The sequence below is a fragment of the Curtobacterium sp. PhB78 genome (genome assembly GCF_003751685.1).
Lineage (GTDB): Bacteria > Actinomycetota > Actinomycetes > Actinomycetales > Microbacteriaceae > Curtobacterium.
The window spans coordinates 48,914-67,872 of record NZ_RKIA01000006.1; the positions used below are offsets into that span (position 1 = coordinate 48,914).

At 72.9% G+C, this 18,959-nt stretch carries 16 protein-coding genes and 1 tRNA gene; 5 read left to right on the plus strand and 12 right to left on the minus strand.

The annotated features are described in order from the left end of the window. Positions 1-27 precede the first annotated feature (27 nt). The gene (locus EDF53_RS14575; RefSeq protein WP_123294258.1) at positions 28-1,581 is read right to left on the minus strand and encodes an ABC transporter substrate-binding protein; all 1,554 of its coding nucleotides are present in this window, start codon (positions 1,579-1,581) and stop codon (positions 28-30) included. 58 nt (positions 1,582-1,639) lie between these two features. Beyond that, on the minus strand, positions 1,640-2,581 hold the full coding sequence (locus tag EDF53_RS14580) for an alpha/beta fold hydrolase (RefSeq protein ID WP_185021064.1): 942 nt from the start codon (positions 2,579-2,581) through the stop codon (positions 1,640-1,642). A gap of 65 nt (positions 2,582-2,646) precedes the next feature. Here EDF53_RS14580 and EDF53_RS14585 point away from each other — a divergent pair, with 65 nt between their 5' ends. Next, positions 2,647-3,543 (plus strand): siderophore-interacting protein, encoded by an 897-nt coding sequence (locus tag EDF53_RS14585; protein ID WP_260215807.1) that lies wholly within the window; start codon positions 2,647-2,649, stop codon positions 3,541-3,543. Positions 3,544-3,569: 26 nt separating this feature from the next. Continuing rightward, entirely contained in the window at positions 3,570-4,367 is a 798-nt protein-coding gene (locus tag EDF53_RS14590) for an ABC transporter ATP-binding protein (RefSeq protein WP_260215809.1), read from the plus strand. A 524-nt stretch (positions 4,368-4,891) separates the two neighbouring features. Here EDF53_RS14590 and EDF53_RS14595 read toward each other — a convergent pair. From EDF53_RS14595 to EDF53_RS19780, 5 genes are all read right to left on the minus strand, one after another. Continuing rightward, a complete protein-coding gene (locus tag EDF53_RS14595; RefSeq protein ID WP_123294261.1) occupies positions 4,892-5,260 on the minus strand; it encodes a Fe-S oxidoreductase in 369 nt (122 codons plus the stop codon). 2 nt (positions 5,261-5,262) lie between these two features. Then, positions 5,263-6,666, minus strand: a complete 1,404-nt coding sequence (locus tag EDF53_RS14600) for an NAD(P)/FAD-dependent oxidoreductase (RefSeq protein ID WP_123294262.1) — start codon at positions 6,664-6,666, stop codon at positions 5,263-5,265. Between the two features lie 55 nt (positions 6,667-6,721). After that, the gene (locus tag EDF53_RS14605) at positions 6,722-7,543 is read right to left on the minus strand and encodes an arginase family protein (RefSeq protein ID WP_123294263.1); all 822 of its coding nucleotides are present in this window, start codon (positions 7,541-7,543) and stop codon (positions 6,722-6,724) included. A 55-nt stretch (positions 7,544-7,598) separates the two neighbouring features. Beyond that, positions 7,599-8,324 (minus strand): PspA/IM30 family protein, encoded by a 726-nt coding sequence (locus EDF53_RS14610; RefSeq protein WP_123294264.1) that lies wholly within the window; start codon positions 8,322-8,324, stop codon positions 7,599-7,601. An 80-nt stretch (positions 8,325-8,404) separates the two neighbouring features. After that, a complete protein-coding gene (locus EDF53_RS19780; RefSeq protein ID WP_311316840.1) occupies positions 8,405-10,306 on the minus strand; it encodes a TPM domain-containing protein in 1,902 nt (633 codons plus the stop codon). A 302-nt stretch (positions 10,307-10,608) separates the two neighbouring features. Here EDF53_RS19780 and EDF53_RS14620 point away from each other — a divergent pair, with 302 nt between their 5' ends. Further along, positions 10,609-10,812 carry a hypothetical protein gene (locus EDF53_RS14620; protein WP_071255966.1) on the plus strand — a complete coding sequence of 68 codons (204 nt, stop codon included), beginning with the start codon at positions 10,609-10,611 and terminating at the stop codon, positions 10,810-10,812. A 46-nt stretch (positions 10,813-10,858) separates the two neighbouring features. Continuing rightward, the gene (locus EDF53_RS14625; protein ID WP_123294266.1) at positions 10,859-11,443 is read left to right on the plus strand and encodes a 4'-phosphopantetheinyl transferase superfamily protein; all 585 of its coding nucleotides are present in this window, start codon (positions 10,859-10,861) and stop codon (positions 11,441-11,443) included. Here EDF53_RS14625 and map read toward each other — a convergent pair. Further along, positions 11,427-12,194, minus strand: a complete 768-nt coding sequence (gene map, locus EDF53_RS14630) for a type I methionyl aminopeptidase (protein ID WP_123294432.1) — start codon at positions 12,192-12,194, stop codon at positions 11,427-11,429. The two genes, EDF53_RS14625 and map, sit on opposite strands and share 17 nt — an antisense overlap. Before the next feature lie 32 nt (positions 12,195-12,226). Between map and EDF53_RS14635 the strand changes: the two genes are divergently transcribed. Beyond that, a complete protein-coding gene (locus EDF53_RS14635) occupies positions 12,227-12,496 on the plus strand; it encodes a helix-turn-helix domain-containing protein (protein ID WP_027465796.1) in 270 nt (89 codons plus the stop codon). On the opposite strand, the gene EDF53_RS14640 is transcribed toward EDF53_RS14635, so the two are convergent. The 4 genes from EDF53_RS14640 to EDF53_RS14655 form a co-directional block, all read right to left on the minus strand. Continuing rightward, a complete protein-coding gene (locus tag EDF53_RS14640) occupies positions 12,493-13,821 on the minus strand; it encodes a M1 family metallopeptidase (protein ID WP_260215816.1) in 1,329 nt (442 codons plus the stop codon). The genes EDF53_RS14635 and EDF53_RS14640 overlap by 4 nt on opposite strands. A gap of 26 nt (positions 13,822-13,847) precedes the next feature. After that, the gene (locus EDF53_RS14645; protein ID WP_123294267.1) at positions 13,848-17,732 is read right to left on the minus strand and encodes a Pls/PosA family non-ribosomal peptide synthetase; all 3,885 of its coding nucleotides are present in this window, start codon (positions 17,730-17,732) and stop codon (positions 13,848-13,850) included. Between the two features lie 296 nt (positions 17,733-18,028). Beyond that, positions 18,029-18,100 (minus strand) — tRNA-Arg (locus EDF53_RS14650). Positions 18,101-18,338: 238 nt separating this feature from the next. Next, complete coding sequence (locus EDF53_RS14655; protein WP_123294268.1) at positions 18,339-18,908, minus strand: hypothetical protein; 570 nt, start codon at positions 18,906-18,908, stop codon at positions 18,339-18,341. Positions 18,909-18,959 lie beyond the last annotated feature (51 nt).

Below are 18,959 nucleotides of genomic sequence, written 5' to 3' on the forward strand. Positions count from 1 at the left end.
TGCTCGGAGCTCCGGGCGCGGGTCGTCTCACTTGACGGCGAGCTTCGACAGGTCGAGTCGCGAGTTGCCGCCGTCGACCGGGAAGCCCGTCACGCCGGAGCGCACCGCGGTGATCTCGGTGGCCGTGTAGAGCCACTCGCCGGCGGCGTCCTCGCTCACGATCTTCGCGGCCTTCCGCAGCGCGTCGACCTTGGCGTCCTCGTCCGTGGCCGCGATCGACTCGGCGTACAGCGACTGCACCTCGGCGTTGTCGTAGCCGAAGTAGTACTTCGGGTTCGCCCAGTTGCCGAAGTCGCGGGCCTCGACGTGGTCGACCATCGACAGGTCGAAGTCGCGCTCACCCGACTTCGGCGCCTGGAACACCGTCGACAGCCAGGTGGCGAAGTCGACACGCTTGACGGTCAGGGTGATCCCGACGTCGGCGAGCTGCGATTTGAGCACGTCGCCGATGGTCGCCGGGTAGATGTTCGCGTAGGTCAGCGTGAGCTTCAGGTTCTCCTGACCGGCGGCGGCGAGGAGCTGCTTCGCGTTGTCGGGGTCGTACGCGTCGATGTCGGTCAGGTCCTCGTACCCGGGGTCGAGCTCCGGGATCGGGCCGCCCTGCTCGACGCCCGTTCCGCCGATGGCCTTGATGAGGGCCTTCGGGTCGATCGCCTGCCGGATCGCCTGGCGCACCTTCTTGTCGGTGAACGGCGCCTTCTGGTCGTTGAACGCGAGGGTGTACTTGTCGGTCGTCTTGCCGGAGTGCAGCGCGATGTCCGAGTTGCCGTCGAGCTGGCTCTTGAGTGTTCCGTCGACCGGGTTGAGGACGTCGAGGTCGCCGTTCGCCATGGCGTTGACTGCCGTCGACGGGTCGGTGATGTACCGGAAGACGATCTTCGCGACCTTCGCCTTCGTGCCCCAGTAGTCGTCGTTGCGGTCGAAGGTGAGCGAGTCACCCTGCTTCCAGCTCGCGACCTCGTACGGGCCGGTGCCGTTCGCGGTGTCCGACAGGTCGTTCGTCGCGGCCTTCTCGAGCACCAGCCCGGAGCGGCCGGTCAGGTTCCAGAGCAGGTCCGAGTCGGGCTTCGCCAGCTTGAGCTCGACCACACCGGTCGACGGTGACGTGATCGAGGTGACGCCGGCGAGCTTGGCGGAGTCGACGTAGGTCTCGTTCGACTTGACCTGCTCCAGCGACCACACGACGTCGGCCGCGGTGACGTCCTTGCCGTCCTGGAAGGTGATGCCGTCGCGCAGCGTGAACGTGTACGTCAGCCCGTCGTCGGAGACCTCGTGCTCGGAGGCCAGCACGTCGCGGATGTCGCCGTCGGCGGTTCGGCCGACGAGCCCCTGGTACACGTTGTCGATGAGCACCTGGTCGAGCGCTGCACCGGACTGCGTGCGGATGTCGAGGCTGGTCGGTTCGAGCACCAGGCCGACGCGCACGGTGGCGTCGGCGCCGCCGTCCTCGTTCGACGAGCCGGAGCAGCCGGTCAGCGCGAGGGCGGAGACGACGGCGACCGCGGTGGCGGCGAGGGCAGCACGTCCGAGGCGCGTGGTGCGCGCGGCCCGGGCGGTACGGCGGGGCAGGAGCGGACTCATGGGGTGTGGGTTCCTTCCGGACGCGAGGGCGATGGTCACAGCTCGCGCTCGCACGAGGTTACCGGGGGCCGGTACGGTCCCGCGACGGTTCATCGATCCGGTGCAACAATCCGTGACGTTCGGCCCATGCCCGGATCGCCGAAGCCAGTTCGAGGGGCGCCTGGTTCTGCACCGCGTGCCGTGCGGTGACCGTCACGATCTCGGCGTCCGGCAGCCGCTCGGCGAACGCGGCGTGCAGCTTCGGCGAGACGTACCCGCGGTCGCCGCGGACGAGCAGGATCGGTACGCGCAGGGCCTCGAGGTCGGGCCACGCGTCGGCGAAGCGCCCCACCGACGACCTGCGGCCGGCGGACAGGTGCGGGAAGTGGTGGCGCCGCACGAGCGCTCCGTCGTCACCGAGCCGCGTGGTGTGACGCGCCTCACGCAGCAGCACGTGCCGGTCGTCGCCGACACGTGCCTCGATCGCCCGGTCGACGACCTGGTCCAGGGTGGCGAACGGCTCCTCGGCCTCGAGCGCGCGGGCGATCCGGTCGACCGCCCGCTGCGCGAAGTCCGGCGACATGTCGACGAGGACGAGCCCGGTCACCCGCTCCGGTGCCGTGGCCGCGAGCCGTGCCGACAGGATCGCGCCGAGCGAGTGCCCGACGACGATCCCCGGCGGCACCTCGAGCGCGTCGAGCGCCGCGAGCACGGTCGGCGCCGTCACGGACGCCCCGTAGTCCGCGTCGTCCCGCCACGACGACCGCCCGTGGCCGGGCAGGTCGAGCGCGACCGCCGGCTCGCCGACGGCGAGCGCGGTCTGGTCGAAACTGTGGGCGTCGATGCCGAGCCCGTGCAGGTAGGTGATCCGGGCCTCCCGGTCTCCCCACCGGATGGCGGACGTCTCCTGCCCGTCATCGGTGCGGACCACCTGCCTGGAGGCGCGGAGCGGCTCCGTCACGCCGCTCGCGCGGGCGAGGGCGGCCAGGTCTGCGAATTCGTCGTCGGGGGCATCGGGCACGGAAGCGATCTTCGCACCGTCCGAAGGTCTGGAGACGTTAGGTAAGGCATGCCATACTCGGATCCGTGGCAACCCGGTACCGCGTCTTCTCCGTCCGTGTGGCAGCGGTCACGTCGCTCACCCCGCACTTCGTCCGGGTGACGCTGGCGGGCGACGCCCTGGCGGACTTCTCCTCGGTCGGGCTCGACCAGCGGATCAAGGTCGTCCTGCCGCTCGACGGTGTGGGGTTCTCCGAACTGCCCGAGGACGAGGACTGGTACGCCGCCTGGCGTGCGCTGCCGGACGCGGAACGCAACCCGTTGCGCACCTACACGGTCCGCTCGTTCCGGCCCGACGCCCGTGAGCTCGACATCGACTTCGTCGCGCACGGCGACGCCGGGCCCGCATCCCGGTGGGTGTCGTCCTGCCGGGTCGGCGACGAACTCCGGATCGTCGGACCCCGCGTGCCGGAGTCGCCCGAGGATCTGCCGACCGGTGCCGCCGAGTTCGCACCCGGGCACGCGAACCGCATCCTGCTCGCCGGGGACGAGACCGCCGCCCCGGCCATCTGCGCCATCCTCGAGGCGCTCGACGTCTCGACCGTCGGACACGTCTTCATCGAGGTGCCGACCGACGCCGACCGGCTGCCCGTGAGCGCGCCCGCCGGGGTCGAGGTCCGCTGGATCGCCCGGAACGGTGCGACCCACGGCGTGCGCATGACCGACCAGGTGCACGCGTGGGCGTCGACGGTGGCCGTCGGTCCCGCCTGCGGCGACGCCGCGGAACTCACCGACGTCGACGTCGACGAGCAGGTCCTCTGGGACGTGCCGGCCACCGAGGAGTCGCGCCCCGTCTACGCCTGGATCGCGGGCGAGGCCGGCTGCGTCAAGGAGCTCCGACGGCACCTGGTGCGCGGGGTCGGCATCGACCGCAAGCAGGTCGCGTTCATGGGGTACTGGCGGCACGGCAAGGCCGAGAACTGAACGCCGCAGCCGGACTGCCGACCAGCGTGGTCGGAGTCCCGACGACCGCGCTCGGCGTGCGTGGGCTGACGCTCGCGTACGACGACCGCATCGTGGTGGACGGGCTCGACGTGGACGTCCCCGACGGTGAACTGACCGTCATCGTCGGGCCGAACGCGTGCGGCAAGTCGACGCTGCTGAAGTCGTTCGCGCGTACCCTCAAGCCCCGAGCCGGCACGGTGTACCTCGACGGGGCGCCGATCGATTCCTACCGTCCGAAGGCCGTGGCCCGGCGGGTCGGCATGCTGCCGCAGACGCCGATCGCACCGGACGGCATCACCGTGCGCGACCTCGTGTCCCGCGGGCGGTTCCCGCACCAGGACCTGCTGCACCCGTCGTCCGGGTCCGACCGGCGTGCCGTGCAGGCCGCCCTGGAGCAGACGTCGACGGCGGAGCTGGCGGACCGGAGCGTCGACGAGCTCTCCGGCGGGCAGCGGCAGCGGGTGTGGATCGCGATGGTCCTGGCGCAGGAGACCGACATCGTGCTGCTCGACGAGCCGACGACGTTCCTCGACATCGCGCACCAGTACGACGTGCTCGAGCTGGCCTCCGCCCTGCACGCCGCGGGTCGGACGGTCGTCGCGGTGCTGCACGACCTGAACCAGGCGGCGCGGTACGCCACCCACGTCATCGCGATGCGCCAGGGGTCGATCGTCGCTGCCGGACCCCCGGCCGCGGTGCTGACGGCCGACCTCGTCGAGGACGTCTTCGGCCTGCCGTGCGTGGTCGTCCCCGACCCCGAGACCGGCACGCCCCTCATCGTCCCCCGTCGTCCCGCCGCCTGACCCGCCCGCGCCCGCCCCCCGCGCCCGCCCGCCCGCGCCCCGAGGTTCCGAAATCTCGGCATCTCACCGCGCATCCGGGCCGTCCGTGGAACCTCGGCGCAACGCACGCGGCATGTCGTGGAACCTCGGCGGCAGGGGTGGAGGGCGTCTGAGCGGCCGCGTGCCGTCGGCCACGGCCGGTGCGACCGACGGTCAGCGACCGCTCGGCGCCGCCCCGGCGGGGTGTCGCGACCGATCAGCGGTCCTCAGCCGGGCAGGTGGGCCGGACCACGGCGGACGGGAGGCCCGTGGCGGCCGTGATCCGTGCCTCCCGTCCGCCGTTCGGTCACGTCTCGTCGCCCGCCGGCCCTCACCGGAGGTCACGCCGCGCCGCGCGTGCCGCGCCGAGTGGTCGCAGACCGTCGGATGCGGCCAGAGCCGCCGACGGTCTGCGACCACTCGGCGCCGGCCCGACGGGGTGTCGTGACCGATCGGCACACGGCAAACGAGGGGGAAGCACAGACAGCGCCGCGCACGGGCACCCGTCAGCGGTAGCCGCCGTCCTCCAGCCCCGCCTCGACCTCGAAGCGGTTGCGGAGCGGGTCTCGGCCGGCGACGGCGTACAGCACGGGCATGAGCATGCCGTACCGCCGCCACTGCTCGACGTGCACCCGCTCGTGCCGCAGCACCCGGGGCCCGTCGTTGTCCCGGGTCAGGTACACCGAACCCACGCAGGTGCCACCGCGACGGAACACCCACCGCGGCAGCCCCGAGCAGACGACGAGCCCGTCGACCACGCGGACGCGGCCGGTCGACAGCGGCACGCCGATCGCCAGGCCCACCGCCGTGGCGAACAGCCACCCCACCCGCGACACGGGGGAGTCGAGCAGCGCCCGGCGTGCCAGTCCGCGCATGCTCAGGCCGGGCGACCGTAGGTCTCGAGCAGCCGGAGCCAGATCTCGTTCATCGTGGGGTAGGCCGGCACCGCGTGCCAGAGGCGGTCGACCGGTACCTCGCCGACGACGGCGATCGTCGCCGCGTGCAGCATCTCGGCGACGTCCTGGCCGACGAAGGTGACGCCCACGACGACCCCGCGGTCCTCGTCGACGACCATCTTGGCGCGGCCGGTGTAGCCGTCGGCCTGCAGCGCGGAACCCGCGACGCCGCCGAGGTCGTACTCCACGGCACGGACGTTCAGCCCCTGCTCGCGCGCGGCCTTCTCGGTCAGGCCGACGCTCGCGACCTCGGGGTCGGTGAACGTGACCTGGGGGACCGCGGCGTGGTCGGCGGTCGCGACGTGTGCGCCCCACGGTTCGGTGTGCAGCGGCGTGCCCTGGTGCCGGGCGGCGATCGCCTCGCCGGCCGCGCGGGCCTGGTACTTGCCCTGGTGGGTGAGGAGGGCGCGGTGGTTGGCGTCGCCGACGGCGTACAGCCAGTCGGTGCCGTGCACGAGCATCGTGTCGTCGACCTCGAGCCAGTCGCCGGCGGTGAGCCCGACGGACTCGAGCCCGAGGTCGGCGGTGTGCGGGGTGCGGCCGGTGGCGGCCAGCACCTCGCTCGTGATGACGGTGGTGTCGTCGTCGAGCGTGGTGGTGACGAGCCCGTGCTCGTCGCGGTCGACCCGCACGGGGCTCACGCCGGTGCGGACGTCGACGCCGAGCTCGCGGAGGGCATCGGTGACGAGTTCGCCGGCGAACGGCTCCATGCCGCCGAGCAGTCCGTGCCGGGCGACGAGGGTGACCTTCGCGCCGAGCGATGCCCAGGCGGTGGCGAGCTCGGAGCCCGCGACACCGCCGCCGATCACCAGCAGGCTCTCCGGCACCTGCTGGGCGCTGGTGCCCTCGCGGGTGCCCCACGGCTTCGCCTCGGCGAGTCCCGGCACGTCGGGCAGCGCGTGCAGCGAGCCGGTCACGACGGCGACGGCGGCACGGGCGGTGTGCGTCTCACCGCCGACCTCGATCGTCTTCTCGCCGGTGATGCGGGCGTGGCCGCGGATCAGGGCGATGTCGGCGGACTCCAGCCAGGACACCTGACCGTCGTCCTTCCAGTCCGAGGTGAACGAGTTGCGGCGCGCGAGCACGTGGGCGGCGTCGAGCTCGCCGGTGACGGCCTGCTTCGCGCCGTCGAGCCGCTTGGCCGCTGCCAGGGCGTGGCCGCTGCGCAGCAGCGCCTTCGACGGCATGCACGCCCAGTAGGAGCACTCGCCGCCGACCAGTTCGGACTCCACGATCGCGACCGCCAGGCCGCGCTTGTGGGCGTAGTCCGCCACGTTCTCGCCGACTGCGCCGGCGCCGATCACGATGAGGTCGTAGTCCGTCATGAGGCCGAGCGTACGCGGACCGGCATGGGGTGCGCCCGGCGCGCCGGGTCGGTTCTCAGGCCACCCGGGAGGCGCTGGTCAACGCCCCGACGACGCGCAGGATCACGCCGAGGTCGTCCACTGCACGCTCCGGGTCGACGGGAGCGAATCCGGTGAGCGCGGCGCCGGCAAGGCGGCGGCCGCGGGTCGCGGCCTGGATCCGCTCGACCAGTCCCGCGCCGTCGAGGCCGAACGGCACCGGTTCGAGCAGGCCGTCGACCTCGGACGGGTCGAGGACGTCGAGGTCGACGTGCACGAACACCGAGGTCGCTCCGGTGGCGTCGACGGCGGCGGCGAGGGCCTCCGGGGTGGCGGCGTCGACGTCGAGTCGTGTGATCCCGGCACGGTCGAGGGCGGCGTCCTCGGCGTCGTCGAGCCCGCGGACGCCCGCGACCACGACCGACGAGGCGGGGAGCACCGGCAGCGCGGGGAACAGCTCGTCGGCGCGGTCGACCAGGATCCGGAGGGCTGCGGTCTCGGCGGCGACGGGCTGGGCGCGGTTGAGTGCGCGGTACCCGCTGGACCCGGCGATGCGGACGAACGCGGTGTCCGGTCCGAGGCCGACGGTCGCGCCGAGGACGCTCGCACCGTCCCCGCCGACGACGAGGACGGGTTCGCTCGCGACGCCGGTCTCCTCGGCCACGCGGTCGGCGACGGCGAGCACGGAGGTGTAGCGGGCGACGGCCGTCTCGAGCCGGTCGCCCGCGCCGGCGGGGACGTCGACCACGGTGGTGGACGCACGGGGGAGGTCAGCCGCGATCGCGGTCGCTCCGTCCCCGAGGCGCATCGCGCGCGACGACGCCGAACCCTGCCACTGACCGACCACGAGGAACTGCATCGTCTCAGTCTGTCAGCTGGGGTCCGGCGTCGTCCGGGAAGGTCGTCCGGGAACGTCAGAGGCTCGACGAGCCGCCCGACTTCAGCGCGGCGAGACGTGCCTCGACCTCGGCGTCCTTGCCGACGTCCTCGAGGCTCTCGAACTGGGCGTCGAGGCTCGACGACTGCAGTTCCTGCTGCCCGAGGACCTTGGCCTCTTCACGACGGACCTTCTCCTCGAAGCGACCGAGGTCGCTGGTCGGGTCGAGTACGTCGATGTTGCCGAGGGCGTCGTTGACCTTGGACTGCGCCTCGGCCGTCTTCGAGCGGGCGACGAGGTTGTCGCGCTTCGCGCGGAGCTCCTCGAGCTTCTGCTCCATGCCGGCGAGCCCGGTCTTGAGCTTCTCGACCGCTTCGTTCTGCGAGGCGAGGTTCGGCTCGGCGTCCTTGACCTCCTGCTCGGCCGCGATCTGCTTGCCGATCGCGATCTTGGCGAGGTTGTCGAACTTGTCCGCCTCGGCCGTCTTGCCCTCGGCGCGGTACTTGTCCGCGGCGGTGGAGGCGTTGGCGGCCTTCTGGCCCCACTCGGACGAGGCGCGCTTGTCCTCTTCGTGGTCCTGCTCGAGCAGCCGCACGTTGCCGATCGTCTGCGCGATCGCCGTCTTCGCGTCGGCGATGTTGTTCGTGTAGTCACGCACGAGCTGGTCCAGCATCTTCTGCGGGTCCTCGGCGTTGTCGATGAGCTGGTTGATGTTCGCCCGCACGAGGGTGGAGATGCGGCCGAAGATCGTCTGCTTTGCCATTGCTGTTCCCTTTCCTGGAAGGTCTGACGTGGTGTGTCTGGTCTGTCGGGTGTGTGGTCTGGTTGTCGGGTGGGTCGGGCTCAGAAGCGGCCGCCGCCGGAGAACCCGCCGCCGCCTCCGCCACCACCGAAACCGCCCCCGCCGCCGAAGCCGCCGCCCCCGCCGCCCCCGAAGGAGCCGCCGCCGAAGCTGCCACCGCGACCGCCGAGCAGGCCGCCGAGCACGATGCCGGTGACGAGGCCGCCGAGCTGGGCGCCGTTGCCGCCGCCACCGCCGAAGCCGCCGCCACCGCCGCCCCAGCCGCCCATGTCGTCGTTCGCCGAGTCCATCGCTGCAGCGGCGTACTGCTCGGCCGCCCGTGCTGCCTGCAGTGCCTGCCCGGGGTCGGTGGTGGCGAGCTGCACGGCGTCGTCGAGGGCGCGTTCTGCCTCGGACAGGCGGGTGCGGGCGGTCGGTCCGATGCCGCCACGGTGCAGCGAGATGTACTCGCGCGCCTGGCTGATCCGGTTCCGGGCGTCGCGCAGGGCGTCGTCGAGGGCGCGGGACGCCCGGCGCTGCTGCTCTTCGGCACCCCGGGCGGCCGCGATGGCCTGGTCGATCTCGGTGTTCGCCTTCGTGAGGGCGTCGACCGCGGTGATCGGGTCCTTCGGGTCGAACCCCTGCCGCAGCACGGTCTGCGCCCGGGTCACGGCCGCGGCGAGGTCGGGCCCGCCCACGGTGAGGGTCCGGGCCGCGGCGACGTCCCCCTCGATGTCGATGCGCATCGCCTCGGCGCGTGCGGTGGCCTCGGTGAAGGTGCCCTCGGCCGCGACCGCGCTGTTCGTGAGTTGCTGCACCTGGGCCAGGGCGTGCTGGGCGTCGCGCACGGCGACCACCGCTTCGCCCTTGTCGCCGGCCGCGATCGCCGCGGTGGCCGCGTTCGAGCGCTCGGTGGCGTAGGCGAGCACCTGGTGTGCCTGGTCGACGTTGTCGGCGACGGTCGCGAGGGTGCGTCCGGTGTAGTTGGCTCGCACGCGGTCGAGCGCGGCTGCTGCTGCGCCGACCGACGCCGGTGCTTCCACGACGGCCTGGGCCAGCGCGACAGCTGCTTCGTCGACGCCGTCCTCGAGCGACCGGAGCTTGTCGAACGACTCGGTCTGTTCCTCGATCGAGGCGTGCGCCTGCTGGCAGATCGCGATGATCTGGTTCGCCCAGTCGGCACGCTGCTGGGGGGAGTCCGGGATCTCGTCGTCGAGCTGCTGCCGGAACGTGAAGGCCTTGCGCACGGCCTGCTGCGCAGCGGCGACGGCGTCGGCGAAGGGCTTCGCGGCGTCGGGACCGAACTGGGCCGTGGCGAACCCGACCTCTTGCTCGGCGGTGCGGAGCTCGTCGTCGATCGTCACGAGCGCGCCGCCGGCGGTGCGCTCGAGGTCGGCGAGGGACTCCTGCTGTGCCTGGGTGGCCGCGGCGGTCTTCCGCTTGTTGCGGGTGCGGATGACGAGCACGACGACGATCAGGCCGACGACGATGACGAGCAGCAGGATCCAGAGCCAGGTCAGGTTCGGCGGCGCCTGGGTGTCCGTCAGCCCGTTCGCGAACGCCACGGCCGCACCGGACCAGTCGCCCTGCTTCAGCGCGGGGAGCAGCGAGTCGTTCACGGCGCTCTGCACGTCGGACTCGGAGATGGCGGTCTCGTTCGTCTGCTGCACGTCGTAGTTGCGGTCGTCGACGGCGACCGACAGCAGGATGCCGTCGGTGTCGATCTGGTTCTGCTCCATGACCGCGGAGCCCCACGCGGTGTGGTCCGTCGGATCGGTGAACGTCGGCACGAACACGACGTACAGCTGCGTCTGGGTCTCGGCGTACAGGTCCTGCACCGCCTGTTCGACCTGCGCCTGCTGCGAGGAGCTGAGGGCGTCGGCTTCGTCGAGGACGTACGCCCCACCCAGGTCGACCGGAGCCGTGGCCTGCGCGGTCGCCGCCGGAGCCAGGACGATCAGCATCGCCACGGCCGCTGCCGTGACGCGACCCCAGAGCCGCGCTGTCCCCCGTTCCGTCCTCGACCCGCCTGTGCCCGATCCGCGCTGGACCGTTCGCATCCGTCCTCCGTCCGTCACCGGTCGGCGCCGTCGACGCCGTCCCGAACGACGCCCTGAGAGCGCCGTCGCCCGGAGTCTATCCACGGCGCGCAAGCGACGGACGGACTCTCGGCGAACACTGTGGACAAGCCGATCCATGGGTGTCTTGTCCCCCGGAGCGGGGTAGGCTGGCGCCACTGTTCGACGACGAACGGAAGGGAACAGCAATGGAGCGAACCACGAGTACCGAGGTCGTCCCGCTCGAGGACGGCTACCACCGCGTCTCGACGCCGGCGACCGGCGTGATCGGCTTCGTGCGCGAGCACGACGGCCGCTACGAAGTGCTGCGCGGACGCGTCCGCCAGGCGACCCGATCCGAGGGTCTCTACAGCACGATGAACGTCGCACTGATCGCACTCACGCACGCGTAGCGACCACGGCCCTGGGCCGGCCATCCGCGCACCGTAGGCTGCGTGCGTGGGTGAGTCGGGCCTCCAGGCGGTCGTGGTGACGTTGTGCGCGACGGGTCCGGACCGCGCGGCCGACCGGGAGGCCCTGGTCGCCGCCGTCGCGGCGGCTGCGGCAGTCGAGACGGCCGCCGTGCGCGCGGGGCGCGTCTGCCCACACTGTGCCGGGACCGACCACGGTCGTCCCTGGGCCACGGTGTGCGGCACCGCGTTCGGCGTCAGTCTGTCGCGCACGACCGGCGTGCTCGCGCTCGCGGTCGCGCCGGGCACGGTCGGCGTCGACCTCGAGCGGGTGTCCCGCGTCGGCGCAGCGCCCCTCGACGTCTTCACGCCCGGCGAACGCGAGCGCTCGGCCGGTGATGCCGGCTTGCTCGCGGCCTGCTGGGCGGCGAAGGAGGCCGTGCTGAAGCGCGACGGTCGGGGCCTGCGCGTCGATCCACTGTCGGTCGACGTGGACGTCGCTGCCGGCACCGCGCGGTTCGAGGGGCGCGATCACCCGGTGTCGGTCCACCGGCCGGCACCCGACCTGGTGCTCGTCGTCGCGGCCGGCGGGTTGCCCGTGGTGGTCGAGGGGTCGGTCAGCGGGGGAGCGTGAGCACCTCGGCGCCGTCCTCGGTGATCGCGATGGTGTGCTCGGTGTGGGCCGTCCGGGCTCCCGTGGCACTGCGGAGCGTCCAGCCGTCGGCATCGGTGACGAGCACGTCGGTGTCCGCCATCACCCACGGTTCGAGCGCGAGCAGGAGGCCCGGACGGAGCGTGTAGCCACGGCCCGCGCGGCCCGTGTTCGACACGTGCGGGTCCTGGTGCATGGTCGAGCCGATGCCGTGGCCGCCGAACTCGACGTTGACGGGGTAGCCCGCACCCTCGAGCACGGTCCCGATGGCGTGCGACAGATCGCCGATGCGGGCCCCGGGGCCGGCGGCGGCGATCCCGGCGGCCAGGGCGCGCTCGGTCGCGTCGATGAGGGCGAGGTCCTCGTCGCGCGGGGTGCCGACGACGAAGCTCACGGCGGCGTCCGCGGCGATGCCGTCCAGCGACACCGCGAGGTCGAGGGTGAGCAGGTCGCCGTCCGCCAGAGCCCGGTCGTGCGGCAGCCCGTGCAGCACGGCGTCGTTCACGGCGGTGCAGATGTGGTGGCCGAACGGACCGCGGCCGAACGACGGTGCGTAGTCGACGTAGCAGGAGTCCGCGCCGGCGTCCTCGATCATCTGCTTCGCCCACCGGTCGATCTCGAGCAGGTTGGTGCCCACGCGGGTCCGTTCGCGCAGGGTCTGCAGGATGGTGCCGACGAGGGCTCCGGTGGCACGGGCCTTCTCGACCTCGGTGGGCGTCAGGATCTCGATCACGCGGATGATCATACCGGTATTACTATGTGGGAATGGTCCGTCTCCCGCTCCGCCCCGACGAGGTCGCGCGCGGTCGCCGTCTCGGCGCCCTGCTCCGCCGCGCACGCGGCCCACGGTCGATCGTCGACACCGCCCTCGCCGCCGGGATCTCGCCCGAGACCCTCCGCAAGATCGAGACCGGGCGGATCGCGACCCCGGCGTTCTCGACCATCGCGTCCGTCGCCGGCGTGGTCGGGCTGTCGCTCGACGCGGTGTGGTCCGAGGTCAGCTGCGACCCGGCCGACGGCGAGCTAGCTGGCTAGTCGACGCGCGGCGCGGGCAGTGCCGGTACCGACGCCTCGTCGATCCAGGGCCCGGTCACCGCCCGGACGTCCGCGACGGAACGGCCGGCGGCGTCGGCGAACGCACTGAGCACGTCGGGCACCGTCACCGAACCGTGCCGGTGCCGTTCGGTGATGCTGCGGAGCCCGGCGGTGAACGCGTCGTCGCCGAACGTGCGGCGGACGGCGTGCAGGGCGAGGGCGCCGCGCTTGTAGACCCGGTCGTCGAACATGTCCTTCGCGCCGGGGTCACCGACGACGAGGTCCTCGGGCTGGTCGAGGAGCCCCTGCCGGTACTGCGCCGCGAGCGTGTCGGCGGTGTCGCCGCCGTGGTGCTCGGACCACAACCACTCGGCGTAGCAGGCGAACCCCTCGTGCAGCCAGATGTCCTGCCAGCGGGTGACCGTCACCGAGTTGCCGAACCACTGGTGTGCGAGCTCGTGCGCGATGAGCCGGTCGGTGCCGTGCTCGCCGTCGACGTGGTTCCGGCCGAACACCGCGAGCCCGTGGGCCTCGAGGGGGATCTCGAGCTCGTCGTCGGTGACCACGACGCCGTACGCCGCGAACGGGTACGGGCCGAAGCGGTCCGAGAACAGCGCGAGCATCTCCGGCACCTGCCCGAAGTCGGTCTTCGCGGCGGCCGCCAGGTCGGCGGGGTGGTGCAGGGTCACGGGGACGACGGCGCCGCGGAGCCGCGTCGTGCGGTACCGCCCGATCTGCACCGTCGCCAGGTACGTCGCCATCGGCTCGGTGGTGGCGTAGGTCCAGCGGGTGCCGATGCGGTCGCGTTCCTTGCCGAGCAGTTCACCGTTCGCCAGGACGTCGTACGCAGCCTCGGCGGCGATCTCGAACCGGTAGGTCGCCTTGTCGTCCGGTCGGTCGTTGCACGGGAACCACGAGGGTGCCCCCGTCGGCTGGGCTGCGACGATGACGCCGTCGGTGAGTTCCTCCCACCCGACCTGGCCCCAGGCGCTGCGGACGGGGCGCGGGTTGCCGCGGTACCGCAGGTGCACGGTGAACGTGGTGTCGGCCGCGATCGGCGACGCCGGGGTCACGGTGACCTTGTGCACCGCCTTCGACACCTTCTTCGCGCGGGTGCCGTCGACGTCGGCACGCTCGACGCTCAGGCCGTGCAGGTCGATGACGATCCGGTCGAGGGGTTCGTGGGCTCGGGCGGTGATCGTCGCCGTGCCGTCGAGACGGTTCGTGGCCACGCGGTAGTCGAGGCGGAGGTCGTAGTGCTCGGCGCTCCAGCGTCGGTCGCCGCTGTGCGGGGTGTACGGGTCGGCAGCGGGGGTGTTCGGCACGGTCCCAGTCAACCCCATGGCGCCGGTCAGTCCGCCACGGTGGCCGGTTCGGCTGTCCACGGAGCGATGGGGTTGCCGGACCAGCGGGACCCGGTGGGCACCTGCTCGCCGCGCATCACGAGCGAGGCCGGACCCACCGTGGCGCCCGTGCCGATGCCGGCTGCGGGCAGGACGACACTGTGCGGCCCGAGGGTCGCGCCGGCGTCGAGGCGCACGGTGTCGAGCTGCATCACCCGGTCGTGGAACAGGTGGGTCTGCACGACGGTCCCGCGCGCCACCGAGGCGCCGGCCCCGATGGTGACGAGGTCGGCCTCGGGCAGCCAGTAGGTCTCGAGCCAGGTGCCGCGGCCGATCGTCGCGCCGAGGCTCCGCAGCCACGCCGCCAGGGCCGGAGTGCCGGTGGCCTGCTCGGCGAACCAGGGCCGGGCGACCGTCTCGACGAAGGTGTCCTGCACCTCGTTGCGCCACACGAACGACGACCACAGCGGGTGCTCCCGGGCGGTGATCCGGCCGACGAACGCCCACTTCGCGATCGTCGACACCACCGCGGCGACGGCCCCGGCGACGATGAGCACCGGCCCGGCGAGCAGCACCGTCCACCCGACGCCGACCGCCGACCACAGGGCGAGCAGGGTGCCCGCCACCCCGAGGGCGATCGCAGCGGACACCATCGGGGCCACGAGCCGCAGCAGCTCCCAGCAGCCGCGGGCGACCTTGAGCCGCACGGGTGGGCGGAAGGTGCGCTCCTCGTCGAACTGCGTCGCCGCACGGCGCAGCCGCACCGGGGGCGAGCCGAGCCACGACGACCCGCGCTTGGCCTTCTTCGGCACGGCGGACAGCACCGCCACCAGCGCCTCGCGGGGGACCGAGCGTCCGGCGCCCGTCATCCCGCTGTTGCCGAGGAACGCCCGCCGACCGACCTTCGACCGGCCGATCCGCACCCGGCCACCACCGAGCTCGTACGTGGCGACCATGGTGTCGTCGGCCAGGAAGGCACCGGACGCGATCTGCGTCAGCGCGGGGATGAGCAGGACCGTCGAGATCTCCGTGTTCCGGCCGACCTTCGCCCCGAGCAGCCGCAACCACACGGGCGTCACGAGCGAGGCGTACAGCGGGAACAGCAGCGTCCGCGCCGCGTCCAGCACCCGCTCCGTCGACCACGCCTGCCAGCCGATCCGCGACCGCACGGGGTGGCGACCCTCGTGCAGCCCGATGCCGAGCAACCGCACCGACCCCACCACGAGCAGCGCGTACACGGCCCCGGCGACGACGGTCGCGAGCGGCACGGTCGCGAGGGCGCGCAGCACCGCGTCACCGAGCGTCGACGTACGCCCGACCAGGGCGACGGCGACCAGCAGCCCGACCGCGACCCCGATCACCGGCAACCCGGCCACGGCCACGGAGCCGGCCCCGTACGCCAGCAGCCAGCGTCGACGCGACGGGGGACGGGCCTCCCGGCCGTGCCTGGCCGACCCGACGCGTTCGGCGGGGGAACCCGCCCAGCGCTGACCGGCGGGCACCCGGCCGGCGACGGCCGAGCCGGCCTCGACCTCGGCACCCGCGCCCACGTGCGCACCGGGCAGCAGCGTGGTGCGGCTGTGCACGACGGCGTCGTCGTCGACACGGACCCGGCCGAGCCGGAACACGTCACCGTCCACCCAGTGCCCCGCGAGGTCCACCTCGGGCTCGATCGACGCACGCTTGCCGATCGTGAGCATCCCGGTCACCGGCGGGAGCGTGTGCAGGTCGACGTCCGTGCCGATCCGCGCCCCGAGCGCACGGGCGTAGTAGCTGATCCACGGTGCCCCGGCGGTCGAGGGACCGTCGACCGCCTCGGCGATCCGCTCCGCCAGCCAGACCCGCAGGTGCACCGAACCGCCCCGCGGGTGGTCGCCCGGCCGGACCCCGACGAGCAGCAGCCGGGCCAGCACGACCGTGAGCGCCATCTTGCCGATCGGCGTCACGAACACCAGCAGCGCGACCACGAGCGCCGGCCAGGGGAGCACCGGCAGGAACGGCAGCGTCGTCGCGTGCAGCACCGCCGCGACCAGCGCCGTCCACGTCAGGACCCGCAACCCGCGCAGCACCTGCACCGGCAAGCCCAGCAGCGTCATCGCGAGGCCCGTCGTCGGCGGGACCGGCGTCACGTCGCGTGATGCGGCCGCCACCGGACCGGACTCGTCCAACACGGCCGCCAGCGCGCCGATGCGCGGGTGGTCGTAGACGTCGGCGACGGTCGTCGTCGGGAACCGCTCGCGGATCGCGGACACCAGCTGCGCCGCCGTCAGCGACCCGCCACCGTGCGCGAAGAAGTCGTCGTCGACGCTCGACACCGGCACCCCGAGGATCGCCGCCCAGCGCTCCGCGATCCACGCCACCGTGTCCGGCAGCATCGCGGCGTCCGTCGCCCCGGGCAACGGCCACGGCAGCGCCGCACGGTCGACCTTGCCCGACGTCCGCGTCGGCAACGAGTCCACCACGGCGACGAGCGGGACGAGCGCAGCGGGCAGCTCCCGCCGCAACCGGGCGTTCGCAGCCGCGACGTCCACCGTGGCACCCGCCACCGGTGCCACGTACCCCACCAGCACCTGGTTGCCCGCCGGGGTCCGCTGCACCACGGCCGCACCACCGGCCACGTCGTCGAGCGCCTGCAGCGCCGCGTCGATCTCCCCGAGCTCGATGCGCCGACCACCGAGCTTCACCTGGTCGTCCGCACGCCCCTGGAACACGAGCCCCTCGGGGTCGTAGCGCACCAGGTCACCACTCCGGTACGCCCGCTCCCACCCGAGCTCCGGGAACGGCGCGTACTTCTCCGCGTCCTTCGCCGGGTCCAGGTACCGCCCCAACCCGACACCACCGATCACGAGCTCACCGACCCCGCCCGGCTCCACCCGCTGCCCGGCACCGTCCACGACCGCCAGGTCCCACCCGTCCAGCGGCAGCCCGATCCGGATCGGCTGGCTCCCGTCGAGCAGCGACCCGCACGCCACCACCGTCGCCTCCGTCGGACCGTACGTGTTCCACACCTCACGGTCCCGGCTCGCGATGCGCGCCGCCAGCTCCGGCGGGCACGCCTCACCACCGAAGATGACCAGCCGCACCTGCTCCAACGCGTCGTCCGGCCACAGTGCCGCGAGCGTCGGCACCGTCGACACCACCGTGATCGTGTGCGCGATCAACCAGGGCCCGAGGTCCACCCCCGTCCGCACCAACGACCGCGGCGCCGGCACCAGCGCGGCACCGTGCCCCCACGCCAGCCACATCTCCTCGCACGACGCATCGAACGCGACACTCAGCCCCGCCAGCACCCGGTCACCGGGTCCGATCGGCGCCGCCTGCAGGAACATCCGCGCCTCGGCGTCCACGAACGCCGCAGCACTGCGGTGGGTGACCGCCACGCCCTTCGGCACCCCCGTCGACCCCGAGGTGAAGATGATCCACGCGTCGTCGTCCAGGTGGGGGAGATCGGCGCTCGCCGCGGGGTCCGTCACGGGCCGCTCGCCGCCGTCGCGGTCGCGCAGGACGCCGCCGGCCCCGATGACGCCGACGACGCCGGCCTCGCCGAACACGAGGGTCGCGCGTTCCTCGGGATCGTCGGCGTCGACGGGCACGTACGCGGCTCCGGCGGCGAGGACCGCCAGGATCGACAGGTACAGGTCACGCCCGCCGGAGGGGATCCGCACCCCGACCCGGTCACCCCGGCGGACGCCGCGACGGGCGAGGTCGTCGGCCTGCGCGCGCACCAGGTCGAGCAGGGCGGCGTAGTCGACGGTGCCCGCGGGGTCCTCGAGCGCGGTGGCGGTCGGGTGGATGGCCGCGGTCGCCGCGAGGACGTCGAACAGGGTCCGTGGTGCGGGGGCGTGCCCGCCGCGTGCGAGTTCGAGCTGCGCGTTCCCGGTGCCGGTGGTCATCGCTTCCCTCTTCCCGGTCGCGTGCAGGACGACCGGCCCGTGATCCTAGGGGACCGAGGTGTCGCGCTCGGAAACACGGGGTAGCGCGGGGCGCGCGGGCGCTTCGTGAGCAGAAACTGTCGAGTCGCTTCCCCCGACCCGACCATTCCTGCTCATCATCCGCGCGAACGTCGACATCGGCCACGAGATGCGCAACCCATCCCGGAGAGTCTCAACGGGGGAAGGTCGCCGCAGGCGATGTCGCGCCCAGCCGACCGAGCGCAGCGAGGACAACTGCTTGCGCGGGAATGTCACAGTGCCCCCAGGAGGATTCGAACCTCCGCCCCTGCCTCCGGAGGGCAGTGCTCTATCCCCTGAGCTATGGGGGCCAAGGGGTGGAACAACCGTAGCAGGTCCGGCGTGCCCTCCCGGACAGCGCGTGTCGTGCACGAGACGCGACTGCAGGGCGGACGGGAGGCGCGGTGCGGGGCCGCCACGGGCCTCCCGTCCGCACCGTGCGTGCGTCGCGGGCCCGTGCGGGCTTGCGCGCTCCGTGCGGCGCTGCAAGCGCGCACCACGTGTGCAACCTCGCACCGGATGGCGGACCCGGCACCGTGCGCGGTCGCGTCAGCCCGCGGGTGTCGCCGACGCCGACGGCTGCAGCGCGGCGCGCACCGCGTCGACGACGGGCTGTGCGCCGCCGGGCTCCGTGAACAGCGTCGACTGCGTGGTGATCCAGTACGGGTCGGCGAAGGCGTCCGCGCGGCCGATGCCGTCGTTCAGCGCGAAGTAGCCCTCGACGCGGTAGGTGGGGACCGATCCGCCCCGGTCGTACAGCGCGTCCTTCAGGTTCGTGAGCGACTTCTCAGGCAGGTCGGCGACGGCCAGGGTGATCGTCTCGGTGTCGTCGTCGGTGGCGACGAACTGGCAGACGCGGCCCCGCTGCTTCGCGATCGTGGCGGCGGGGGAGCCCTTCGCCGGCGTGAAGGAGTCGTCGAGCGCGAAGGTCGTCCCGTAGACGGACAGGGCCTCGGTCGGCAGGAGCTCGGCGCAGGTCTGCGACACCGTCTTGCCGACCGGGGTCGGGCTGGGCGTAGGGTCGCTGTCCCCGCCGCCCGAGCAGGCCGACAACGCGAGTGCTGCTGCGGCGGTGACGACGGCGACGGAGCACGCCCGGGCACGGCTTCGGGTGGTCATCCCGACATGATGGCCCATCGTCCGGCGTGCACCTGGGTGTCCCGGTAGACT

Excerpts from the sequence above, each read along its gene's own strand:
- EDF53_RS14595 (WP_123294261.1), bottom strand. The coding sequence starts at position 5,260 with ATGCGCGGACTGGCACGCCGGGCGCTGCTCGACTCCCCCGTGTCGCGG.
- EDF53_RS14610 (WP_123294264.1), bottom strand. The coding sequence starts at position 8,324 with ATGGCAAAGCAGACGATCTTCGGCCGCATCTCCACCCTCGTGCGGGCG.
- EDF53_RS14620 (WP_071255966.1), top strand. The coding sequence starts at position 10,609 with ATGGAGCGAACCACGAGTACCGAGGTCGTCCCGCTCGAGGACGGCTAC.
- EDF53_RS14600 (WP_123294262.1), bottom strand. The coding sequence starts at position 6,666 with ATGACGGACTACGACCTCATCGTGATCGGCGCCGGCGCAGTCGGCGAG.
- EDF53_RS14645 (WP_123294267.1), bottom strand. The coding sequence starts at position 17,732 with ATGACCACCGGCACCGGGAACGCGCAGCTCGAACTCGCACGCGGCGGG.
- EDF53_RS14655 (WP_123294268.1), bottom strand. The coding sequence starts at position 18,908 with ATGACCACCCGAAGCCGTGCCCGGGCGTGCTCCGTCGCCGTCGTCACC.
- EDF53_RS14635 (WP_027465796.1), top strand. The coding sequence starts at position 12,227 with ATGGTCCGTCTCCCGCTCCGCCCCGACGAGGTCGCGCGCGGTCGCCGT.
- EDF53_RS14605 (WP_123294263.1), bottom strand. The coding sequence starts at position 7,543 with ATGCAGTTCCTCGTGGTCGGTCAGTGGCAGGGTTCGGCGTCGTCGCGC.
- EDF53_RS19780 (WP_311316840.1), bottom strand. The coding sequence starts at position 10,306 with ATGCTGATCGTCCTGGCTCCGGCGGCGACCGCGCAGGCCACGGCTCCG.
- EDF53_RS14575 (WP_123294258.1), bottom strand. The coding sequence starts at position 1,581 with ATGAGTCCGCTCCTGCCCCGCCGTACCGCCCGGGCCGCGCGCACCACG.